This is a genomic window from Mesorhizobium sp. M1A.F.Ca.IN.020.06.1.1 (genome assembly GCF_004023265.1).
In the GTDB taxonomy this organism is placed as follows: Bacteria; Pseudomonadota; Alphaproteobacteria; order Rhizobiales; family Rhizobiaceae; genus Mesorhizobium.
In genome coordinates this window covers 1-10,080 of the sequence record NZ_RZSR01000096.1, presented here as the reverse complement: position 1 = coordinate 10,080, position 10,080 = coordinate 1, and the positions used below count along the sequence as shown (strand labels likewise).

The window sequence follows — 10,080 nt, the reverse complement described above, 5'->3', positions numbered from 1 at the left end:
TCTCGAACCTGCCGCTCGCGCCATCCAACCGGCGATTGGCGATGCGCTCAAGGCGCTGAAAAAAGCGGGAGCCGCCTTTGCCCGCATGTCGGGCTCCGGCGCTACCTGCTTCGGCCTGTTCGAGACTGGCAATGTCGCCAAGCGCGCGGCGATCGACATCCGCCGCCGCCATCCCGGTTGGTTCGTGGCCGCGACGCGCAGCATGGAGACCGACTGATGGCCAACGAAAGCCGCCCCTTCATCCCGGTGCGCATCGCGGTGCTGACCGTTTCCGACACGCGCAGCCTGGCCGAGGACAAATCCGGGCAGATATTGGCCGACCGCATCGCAGAGGCTGGCCATATACTGATGGCTCGCGACATCGTCACCGACGACCGCGAGAAGATCCGCGAAAAAGTGCTCGCCTGGTCGAGGGATGAAACGGTGGACGTCGTTATCACCACGGGTGGCACCGGCTTCACCGGCCGCGACGTAACGCCGGAAGCGCTGGAGCCGATTTTCGAAAAGCGCATGGACGGCTTTTCGGAAGTCTTCCACCGGATTTCCTATGACAAGATCGGCACATCGACGGTCCAGAGCCGGGCGACCGGCGGCGTCGTCAACGCCACCTTTATCTTCGTGCTGCCGGGCTCGCCCGGCGCGTGCAAGGATGCTTGGGACGGCATCATCAAGGCGCAGCTTGACTACCGGCACATGCCCTGCAACTTCGTCGAGATCATGCCGCGGCTGGACGAGCACCTCAGGCGCCGCGGCAAGCCGGAGTAGCGGCCCCGTCCGGCTCAGCGGATGACCGGCTCGCCGTGGAAGCGGCGGCGCGACGGCCGCGAGACGCCGAAGCCGATTTCCATCATCAGCCGCGGCGTATGCGCCGGCACCGTTCCCATATGGAAGCCGAACGGATCCTCGACGAAGCCGAGGCCCGCCTCGCCCGTCAGCGTCACAGGGCTTTCCGGACCGTAGACGTCCAGCACGTCTTCCGCGGGGTGGCCGACCAGAAGCGTGAGCTGGTGCTTGAGCGCGCGGCGCCTGTGGCTGCCGCGGACATAGACATGCGGGCCGGTGCCGGCGTCGACCGGCACCAGATAGAAGAAGAATTTCAGCATCCGCCAATCGTCGAGATCGAAATGGTATTTGCCGAGCGAGGCGAGATTCTTGTCGGCATCCGAGGCCTTGCCGGTCGGAAAGCTCCACCACACGCGCGTCGTGATCAGTTTCGCCTGGCCGCCGAGATAGTGCTGCGCGACCTCGAGGAGCAGCGGATCCCGCTGGATGGCAAGCGCCGCCGGGCAATCGAGAATGCGTTCGAAATAATGCCCGCTGAGCAGCGAGCGGCCGAAACGCTTCTCCGCCTCGGCATGGTCGCCCGGCATGAATTCGAGACGGCGGTCGAAATTGCCGAAACAGGGCGTGCGTTGCGCAAAAACGGCGATCTCCTCATGGATCGCCGACGGCAGCGTGAACCCCGAAAACAGTCCATCGGAGCGAAGCGCCGCGACCACCGCCTCGCGATCGACGCCGGCAAACATCGTCTCTCCCGCATTGTCGAGCGGGCGAACGCGTCTGGCGCCTAGCCAGTGCATGCGGCGCCCCGGCATGGTGCGCGCCAGCACGAACATCGGCAGCCAGGCCGGATTTTCGCGTAGATCTTTCAGATAGGTCGGGATGCGCACGGCGATGCGCCTGAACAGGCTGCCATTACGAGCGATCGCCTCCAGGCTGGCCGCGCCTGAATTGTCTGGAGTACCAAGGTTCATCGGGTTCCTCGTATGCATGGCGTCCGACGAAGCGCCAGCCGTCTGCCGCTTCATCGTCACCCAATCCCGATTGTCCCGCTTCAAACAGATGCTAATCCACTGCAGGTTTTTGTGCAATGCACAATAGAATGGGCCGGCAAAGTTCGCGGCCTTTTTCTCTCTTTTCGCCTTCTGGAGAGAAGGAGGGCATGCGCTCACTTCGGCGGCGCCACCCAGATTTCGGCAATCAGCCTTCTGGTGGCGAGGCCGCGCGCCAGGGCTTCGGCGCTGCGGGCGCTTTTCGCCAGCACCGTGGCCTGGCGCTTGCTGATGACAAGCCCTTCCTCCAGAGCCCGGTTGCCCGAAAAAACCCGGACCAGAAACGGCGTGCGATTGCCGCGGGCGCGTGAAAAACGCGCCGGCATCGTCTGCCTCGCCGCGTGAGCGACGACGTCGTCGATCCAGCCTTCGGCGAGCCGGGCGCCGGGTTCCAGAAGCAGCAGCCAGTCGCCCTTGGCCTGGCCGATGCCTGTTGCGATGCCGCCGGCGACAAGGTGGCAGCCGGCATGCTCGGCGACGCGATGCGTCTGGTCGGTCGAGCCAATGTCGCAGACGATGACGTCGCGCACCACGCCCTCGACCGCGCCGCCGATCAGCGAGGCCAGCGTGCGGGCAAGGCCTTCTTCGTCGTTCCTGGTTTCGATAAGGACGCTGAGCATTTTAGCCGAATAGCGGAAAGCGCGGCGCTGCGCCAGATGCGCGTTCTGAACGAGAAAGTTCTTGCTTTGTTCTCATTGGCAAAATAGGAATAGTTTCATGAACAGAGCGATTCGACAGCCTACCGACAGTCCCTGGGAGAGGGCGAAAATGGAACAGATCGTGCGCGCCGACATTGCCGCTTTCGGAGCAGGCAGAGCCGAGATGGCAAATGCAATGATAGACCAGAGCGGCATGCGCGTGCGGCCGGACCGCAATCGCGGACGCTCCGCGGGCATCAATCCGTCCGGCCGCTTCGAGCCGGTCAGCCGGCATGTGTTCGACGATGGCTGGAACTCGCTGGAGGAACTGCCGCCGTTCAAGACGGAGGTGCAGGTCGAGAAGCCGCGCACCATCATCACGCGCAACGAGTCGCCGGACATTTCCTTCGATCGTTCGATCAATCCCTATCGCGGCTGCGAGCATGGCTGCGTCTACTGCTTTGCCAGGCCGACGCATTCCTTCATGGGCCTGTCGCCGGGGCTCGATTTCGAATCGAAGCTGTTTGCCAAGCCCGATGCGGCGCGAATGCTGGATAGGGAATTGTCGAAGTCCGGCTACCAGCCGCGCACCATCGCCATCGGCACCAACACCGATCCCTATCAGCCGATCGAAAAGCAATACCGCATCATGCGCGAGATCCTGGAGGTGCTGGAGGCGCGTGGCCATCCGGTCGGCATCGTAACCAAGTCGGCACTGGTGACGCGCGATATCGACATCCTGTCGCGCATGGCCGAGCGCGGGCTCGCCAAGGTGGCGCTGTCGGTGACGACGCTCGACCGCATGCTGGCGAGAACCATGGAGCCGCGTGCCTCGACGCCGACAAAGCGGCTGGAAGCGATAAGGCAGCTTTCGGATGCCGGCGTCCCCGCCTCGGTGATGGTGGCGCCGATCATTCCCGGCCTCACCGATCCGGAGATGGAGCGCATCCTCGATTCGGCGCGCGCCGCCGGCGCCAGGGAGGCAGGCTATGTCGTGCTGCGTCTGCCGCTCGAGGTGGCGCCGATCTTCAAGGACTGGCTGTTGCGCCATTATCCGGATCGCTACCGGCATGTGATGTCGCTGATCCGCTCGATGCGCGACGGCAAGGACTACGATTCGGAATGGGGCAAGCGCATGAAGGGCGCCGGACCCTATGCCTGGCAGATCGGCCGGCGCTTCGAGATCGCCGCCAAGCGGCTCGGCCTCAATGCCGAGCGGCGGCAGCTTCGGACCGACCAATTCGTCGCAGGCTCCGGCGTCGGCGAGCAGTTGATGCTGCTGTGAAGATGATGCCGGCCGCGAAGGCCGGCGGCTAAGGCAACTCGGGAGGCAGAGTTTTGCGCCCGGATTGCGATCCGCTAACCCTCTGTTTTGATGTAACTTCGTACGGAAGGCCCGCTACGCACTCTTCCTGGAATTGCTCAAGAATCCCGTCCGGCCCAGTCCCCCGGCCGTGAGACGGTGCCCTCCCGGTCCGACGCCCCATCCGACCCGGAGGGACTTGCGGAGATTCGGAGCCGATGCGAACCTCGCCGCACCATGGCTCGCGCGCGTTCCGATTCTCCGCTTCTCTTCGAAATGGTCGAGAAGCCCGACTTCTCGATTGAAACGAAAGCGATGGCCGAGGGGCTGTGGCCGGTAGCGGGGATGGACGAGGCGGGCCGCGGGCCGCTTGCCGGTCCGGTGGTGGCCGCGGCCGTGGTGCTCAACCCGGCCAACATTCCCGAAGGGCTCGACGATTCCAAGCGCCTCACCCATCTGCAGCGCGAGGCGCTGTTCCTCAAAATCCTGGGCTCGGCGCTCAGCGTCTCGATGGCCTCGATCAGCGCCGAAGGCATCGACAACAGCAACATTCTGAAAGCCAGCCTGGAAGCCATGCGTCGCGCCGCCGCCGGACTGTCGCTGCCGCCCAAACTGGCGCTGGCGGACGGCCGCGACGTGCCGCCAGGGCTCACCTGCGAGGGACGCGCGCTGATCAAGGGCGACCAGCGCTCGCAATCTATCGCCGCCGCCTCGATCATCGCCAAGGTGATGCGCGACCGCATGATGTGCGGCTGCGGCGGCCATCATGAGCATTACGGGTTCGAAATGCATATGGGCTACGCGACGGTCCGCCACCGGACCGCGATCGAGGCGCATGGCCCGGTGGCGCGACTGCATAGGGCGTCGTTCGCACCGTTCCGGTTTGGCGGCGTCGAGGTGGCGGAAGCGGAAGAGAGCTTCGAGGGAATAGATTAATCTCCCCTCTTGAAGGCAGGCTGAGAGTCGTCGCGCGTGAAGCGCCAACGCCCTCAGTCGCACAAGGGGTTGAGCTCTACGCGCAACGGCCCCCTCTGTCGCCTTCGGCGACATCTCCCCCTCAAGGGGGAAGATTATTCGCGCCCAAAAACAAAAAAGCCGCCGGGTTGCCCAGGCGGCTTCATGTCAGCAACGGCAGAGCCGCTCAGTTCAGCTTGGCCTTCACGTCCTGCAGCGCCGACTTGAACAAATCGGCGCCGGCCTTGGCGTCGACCTTGGCGGCAAGCAGCGCACGGGCGGCCTCGACGGCGATGTCGACGGCGCTGGCACGCACCTCGCCGATCGCTTCGCGCTCGGCCTGGCTGATCTTCTGCTCGGCAAGCGCCGTGCGCCGGGCGACGTAGTCCTCGGTCTTCTTATGCGCCTCGGAAGCAAGGAGCTCGGCCTCGCGCTTGGCGGCGGCGACGATGTCGGCGGCCTCCTTCTCGGCTTCCTTGCGCTTCTGCTGGTATTGGCCGAGCAGCTGCTGGGCCTCTTCGCGCAGGCGGCGCGCTTCCTCGAGCTCGCTGCTAATCTTGGCCGCACGGGAATCGAGCGACTTTGCGAGCATGCCCGGCACCTTCAGATAGATGACGGCGCCGAGGAAGATGATCAGGGCAATGGTGGCCCAGAGCGTAGCAAGTGATGTGGCGTCCATGATGGCCTCCTCACCGGGTCGCGGATTTGACCGCGGCCGAAATCTCGGCCTTGTCGGTCGTGCCGCCGACCAGCGCCTCGACGATGGCCGACGTGGTGTCCTCGGCTATCGTGCCGACTTCCTTCATCGCCTTGGCCTTGATCGAGGCGATGCTCGCCTCGGCTTCGCCGAGCTTCTTCTCGAGTTCCGCCTCGAGCTTCTTGCGCGTGCTTTCGGCTTCGCTCTTGGCGGCGTCGCTCGCCTGCTGGCCGATCTTGTTGGCGTTGGCCTTAGCTTCCGCCAATTCCTGCTCATAGGCGGCAACGGCAGCGTCCGCCTCGCCCTTCAGCCTGGCGGCGTGGTCGAGATCCTGGGTGATGCGATCGTTGCGGACATCGATGATACCGCCGATGCGCGGCATCACAACCCGCTTCAGGAACAGATAGAAGAGCCCGAAGGTGATGACGAGCCACAGGATCTGCGACGGGAAGGTCTCGGCATTGAACGGCGGGAACGCGCCATGCTCCTCGGCAGGCACGGCGGTGCCCGCATGCGTATCGCCCTCGGCCGTGGCCGGCGCGGATTCTTGCGCAAAGGCAGATGTCACGAACATCTCATTCCCCTCCATAAGGCGGGGCCGCACCATGCGGCCCCTTTCGTCAGCGCGTGGTTCTTACCTGAAGACCAGCAGCAGCGCGATGAGGAGCGAGAAGATGCCCAGCGCTTCGGTCACGGCGAAGCCGAAGATCAGGCGGCCGAACTGGCCGTCAGCGGCCGACGGGTTGCGGAGCGCACCCGAGAGATAGCTGCCGAAGATGTTGCCGAGGCCGATGCCGGCGCCGCCCATGCCGATGCAGGCGATACCAGCGCCGATAGCAGCTGCTGCAGTTGCGTCCATTTCAAAACTCCTGTGGTTTTCGTAATCGTTGCGGTTGGTACGTTGGGTATGCTGGCGCCGGGGCGCCGGTGAAAATCGATCAGTGGCTCGGGTGCAGAGCGTCGTTCAGATACATGCAGGTCAGCACCGCGAAGACGTAGGCCTGCAGGAAGGCGACCAGCAGTTCCAGCGCCGTCAGGGCAACCGCCATGGCGAGCGGCAGGACCGAGCCGGCGATGCCGACCGCACCCAGCGCGCTGAGGCTGACGACGAAGCCCGAAAACACTTTCAGCGTGATGTGGCCGGCCAGCATGTTGGCGAAAAGACGAACGGAGAGGCTGACCGGACGCGAGACAAAGGAAATGACTTCGATCGCCACCACCAGCGGCATCAGATAGCCAGGCACGCCATGCGGCACGAACAGCTTGAGGAAGCCGAGGCCGTGCTTGGCGAAGCCGTAGACGATGACGGTGCCAATGACCAGGATCGCCAGCGTGAAGGTGACGATGATGTGGCTGGTGACGGTGAAGAAATAAGGGAACAGGCCGATCAGGTTGGCGACCAGCACGAACATGAACAGCGAGAACACCAGCGGGAAGAACTGCATGCCCTGCTTGCCCGCCGCATCGCGCAGCATGTTGCCGACGAACTCATAGGCCATTTCCGAGACCGACTGCAGGCGGCCAGGAATGAGGGCGCGGCTGGCGGTGCTCATGTAGAGGAAAGCGGAAGCGACGGCGATCGTCACGACCATGAACAGAGCGGAGTTGGTGAAAGAAATGTCGTAGCCGCCGATATGAAGCGGGATGATCGGATGGATCTGGAACTGGTGGATCGGATCGACCTGGTCAGCAGCAGCCACTTTAAATCCCCGTCAAAGCCACAACCGGCTTCTTAACTTTCTTTCGCGCCTTGCGGCGCCTTACTTCAGTCCTTCGGTTCGGGCGGCTTGCCGCCCTGGCCGAATTCCGATGCAAGTCCCGACGAACGCAGGACATTGAGTATACCGGCGCCAAAACCCAGCAGCAGGCCGACGATCAGACCCCAGGGCGCGATTCCCGCCAAGCGGTCGATGATCCAGCCCAGGCCGACACCAACCACCACTCCGGCGATGAACTCGCTGGACAGTTTCAGGGCCTGACCGTAACCGGTCGCAGCTTTCGCTTCGTCTTTCCCCTCGAGCCGGTCCGTGCGTCTTGATGCAAGCGATGCTTCAAGCTCGCGCCGGCGGCGCTCAAGTTCGTCGTCGCGGATGGTGGCTTCTGGCTGCCTGCCGCGGCCGGTTTCTCCGGTTCCGTCTGGCCCGTTTTTGTCGGCCATCGCAACCCCCCTGCCCGGGCAGACGATCACCGTCCGTCCGCTTCTAAAGTCGCCGGCAACATAGTTAGCGGGTCCGCGCCCGTCAAGCCACGGGCCGAACTTCAAAGCGATGTATTTTCCGCTTTCAAATCAATGGGTTATCCGGGTGCGACATCGTGCCCGTCACGCCTGTGCGAGGACTCGGCGCGAATCCGGGCGACAAAGCCGCGCTGATCGGTGCGCGCAGCAAACGAGAAAGAGCGTTGCCGCGGGGTGCCGATCAAGCGGCTCAGTTCGAGCCGCCTAAACGGCTCAGCTCCAGCCGCCGCCATAGGTGCGATAGAAGATATGCAGGCCGATCCTGGTCATGCGCTGCATGGCGCGCGCCCAGCCCGGATGGACGTAATTGGCGTAGTAATGCGTCGAGGATCCGACCTCGGGGATGAAGATCTTGCCGGCGGTCACCGCCATGGCGACATCCTGGGCGGTCTTGTACGCGACGGGGTCGTTGATGCGCTTCTTCCTGCCGTCACAGGCGAAGGAGAACTGGCAGCGGTTGAACCAGTTGTCGTTCTGGTAGACGACACCGCAGATCGTCTTCGGATAGGCAGGGTTGCGGACGCGGTTGAGGATCACCTGCGCCACCGCGGCCTGGCCGCGCACCGGTTCGCTGCGCGCCTCGAAATAGATGCCCTTGGCGAGGCATTCCTGTTCCGGCTTGGAGAAGACGGCCGCAGGCAGCGGATTCTGCATCCAGGCGTGATCCCCCTTGCCCATCGGCGGGATGAAGCGGCCGTCATTCGGATCGTCCTGCAGCAGAGCCTCAAAGGGCGAGGCCTTGGCATAGTCCGGCGCCGACTGGGCATAGGCGGTGGCGAGGATGTCCGGCTTGTCGTTGTTGACGAGAGCGACGAGAGCCGCCGGCAAATCCGGATCGGGCTTCTTGTCCTCGCGGATGTGGAAGGCCTGGGCGATCTGGATTTCCTTGCCCTTGATGCCGGGCTTGGCGAAAGTCAGCTTCAGGCCGCTGTCCATCGCCGGACGGAGCAGCGAGGAGGTGCGCTCGAAGATGGAGCCGGCGCTGAAATTCTTCGGCGGCGCAACGGGCGACACCTGGACGAGGCGGCCCTTCTTGTCGGCGCGCACGACGCGGTCCTCATCGGGCGTAGCGCCGGCGACATTGCCCTTGCCGCGGAGCGCCACCGTGCCAACGCCAGGCAGGTCCACGCCGGAGCCGGAGATCGAGCCCGTGGCGGCCGAATCGACGAACGGCATCTCGGCGGCGTGCACCGAGCCGGCGACGGATTTTTCGACATAGGCATTCCAGCGATGACTGGGCGACTCCAGCCCGGACACGAGGCTTGCCATATCCTGGTAAGCGACGACGGACGGAAAGCCGACCCAGAAGCCGAGCCCCAGAACCAAAGGAGGAAGGAAGGAACGTTTATTCGCAACGGCGGCGGCGACGAGCCGCGTAAGAACGCGTCGATGCACGGAACTCTCCAGAAACGCTACTGACCCCGGAGAGCCAAAATGAAGCATTAACCTTGATGGGGGGTTAACGGCACCGATCGTGTTTTTTTCATGTTGCAGATAAGCCGGCCTCCGCCAGCTGTGGAAAGCCGGCGAAAACGTCAGGCCGTGCGCAGAAAAATCGGCCATGCGATCGCCGCGCAGATCGCGGCCGCCAGCCACACGCCCGGCCATGCGAAGAGAAGCAGAAGCCAGGGAATGGCGATCGGCACCAGGCAGAAGCCGACAAAGACCAGAGTGTTGGCGAGGCTGAGCGCGGTGCCGACATGGCCGGCACCGGCAAGTGTCGCAAGCTCGGTATAGGCAACGCCATGCCAGGCCGATACGCAGATGCCGGCTACGATCACCATAAGGGGCAGGAGCAACAGCAGCGACGGCTGCCTGGCTGCAGGGATGGCCAGAACCCATAGCACCAGGAAGGCCAGCGCGCTCAGCGCGCTGCAGAACCTCAGGAACGGCCTTCGGTTGCGGTGGCGGTCGGTGTAGCGGCCGCTCCAGACACGCATCACCATGGCGCCCGTCTGCACGGCGGCGAGGGTGGCGCTGGTCACCCATGTGCCCGTGCCGGCAAAGTCGTGCAGGAAGACGGAGGCAAAGGTGAGCACCGCCACCTGCGGGAAGCAGAGCAGGCCGATGGCTGCCGAGATGCGCCAGACCTCGATGTTGCGCAGCGGCGCCGGGCCGGTCGTGACGGCGGCGGCATGCGCGTCGCCTTGCGCCGGCGGCTCCTGCAACCAGCGCCGGGCAAAGCAAGCCGAGAGCGCGGTGAGAGCCGCCAGCAGGCCGAAGACGGCGGCGAAGCCGAAGCCCAAGGCTAGCCACGGCAGGACGAGCGCGCCGAGCCCGCCGCCAAGCGGCACCGCCGTCTGCCTGATGCTCATGGCGAAGCCGCGCTGTCTTCGCCGAACCAGCCCATGATGGCGCGGCCGCTGGAGCCGTTGACGCTGCCGCCGAGCAGGCCTGCAACGAGCAGGCTGGCCGAAAGC

The 10,080-nt window shown here is 64.4% G+C and carries 12 protein-coding genes and 1 pseudogene; 4 read left to right on the top strand and 9 right to left on the bottom strand.

Annotated features, from left to right (window positions below):
• Window positions 1-217: pseudogene (locus EOA60_RS06945) on the top strand (4-(cytidine 5'-diphospho)-2-C-methyl-D-erythritol kinase); the annotation flags it as partial.
• The gene (moaB, locus tag EOA60_RS06940) at window positions 217-765 is read left to right on the top strand and encodes a molybdenum cofactor biosynthesis protein B (RefSeq protein ID WP_095823831.1); all 549 of its coding nucleotides are present in this window, start codon (window positions 217-219) and stop codon (window positions 763-765) included. The pseudogene EOA60_RS06945 and the gene moaB, both read left to right, overlap by 1 nt.
• A gap of 14 nt (window positions 766-779) precedes the next feature.
• Here moaB and EOA60_RS06935 read toward each other — a convergent pair whose 3' ends face one another.
• Together EOA60_RS06935 and EOA60_RS06930 are read right to left on the bottom strand one after the other, a co-directional pair.
• Entirely contained in the window at window positions 780-1,754 is a 975-nt protein-coding gene (locus EOA60_RS06935) for a hypothetical protein (protein ID WP_095823933.1), read from the bottom strand.
• A gap of 194 nt (window positions 1,755-1,948) precedes the next feature.
• Window positions 1,949-2,452 (bottom strand): glycosyltransferase, encoded by a 504-nt coding sequence (locus tag EOA60_RS06930; protein ID WP_095823832.1) that lies wholly within the window; start codon window positions 2,450-2,452, stop codon window positions 1,949-1,951.
• Window positions 2,453-2,600: 148 nt separating this feature from the next.
• Between EOA60_RS06930 and EOA60_RS06925 the strand changes: the two genes are divergently transcribed.
• Together EOA60_RS06925 and EOA60_RS06920 are read left to right on the top strand one after the other, a co-directional pair.
• The gene (locus EOA60_RS06925; RefSeq protein WP_127334983.1) at window positions 2,601-3,755 is read left to right on the top strand and encodes a PA0069 family radical SAM protein; all 1,155 of its coding nucleotides are present in this window, start codon (window positions 2,601-2,603) and stop codon (window positions 3,753-3,755) included.
• A 255-nt stretch (window positions 3,756-4,010) separates the two neighbouring features.
• Entirely contained in the window at window positions 4,011-4,709 is a 699-nt protein-coding gene (locus tag EOA60_RS06920) for a ribonuclease HII (RefSeq protein ID WP_067327805.1), read from the top strand.
• A 205-nt stretch (window positions 4,710-4,914) separates the two neighbouring features.
• Here the strand turns inward: EOA60_RS06920 and EOA60_RS06915 are convergent, their stop codons facing one another.
• The 7 genes from EOA60_RS06915 to EOA60_RS06885 form a co-directional block, all read right to left on the bottom strand.
• On the bottom strand, window positions 4,915-5,406 hold the full coding sequence (locus EOA60_RS06915) for a F0F1 ATP synthase subunit B (RefSeq protein ID WP_066999035.1): 492 nt from the start codon (window positions 5,404-5,406) through the stop codon (window positions 4,915-4,917).
• 10 nt (window positions 5,407-5,416) lie between these two features.
• Entirely contained in the window at window positions 5,417-5,998 is a 582-nt protein-coding gene (locus EOA60_RS06910; RefSeq protein ID WP_128311170.1) for a F0F1 ATP synthase subunit B, read from the bottom strand.
• Between the two features lie 60 nt (window positions 5,999-6,058).
• Window positions 6,059-6,283: a F0F1 ATP synthase subunit C gene (locus tag EOA60_RS06905; protein ID WP_066999040.1), complete on the bottom strand. Its 225-nt coding sequence runs from the start codon at window positions 6,281-6,283 to the stop codon at window positions 6,059-6,061.
• Window positions 6,284-6,362: 79 nt separating this feature from the next.
• Complete coding sequence (locus EOA60_RS06900; RefSeq protein ID WP_066999043.1) at window positions 6,363-7,124, bottom strand: F0F1 ATP synthase subunit A; 762 nt, start codon at window positions 7,122-7,124, stop codon at window positions 6,363-6,365.
• A gap of 65 nt (window positions 7,125-7,189) precedes the next feature.
• On the bottom strand, window positions 7,190-7,582 hold the full coding sequence (locus EOA60_RS06895; RefSeq protein WP_066999046.1) for an AtpZ/AtpI family protein: 393 nt from the start codon (window positions 7,580-7,582) through the stop codon (window positions 7,190-7,192).
• A gap of 291 nt (window positions 7,583-7,873) precedes the next feature.
• Entirely contained in the window at window positions 7,874-9,055 is a 1,182-nt protein-coding gene (locus EOA60_RS06890; RefSeq protein ID WP_067327803.1) for a cell wall hydrolase, read from the bottom strand.
• 140 nt (window positions 9,056-9,195) lie between these two features.
• Entirely contained in the window at window positions 9,196-9,975 is a 780-nt protein-coding gene (locus EOA60_RS06885) for an MFS transporter (RefSeq protein ID WP_245322297.1), read from the bottom strand.
• Between the last annotated feature and the right edge of the window lie 105 nt (window positions 9,976-10,080).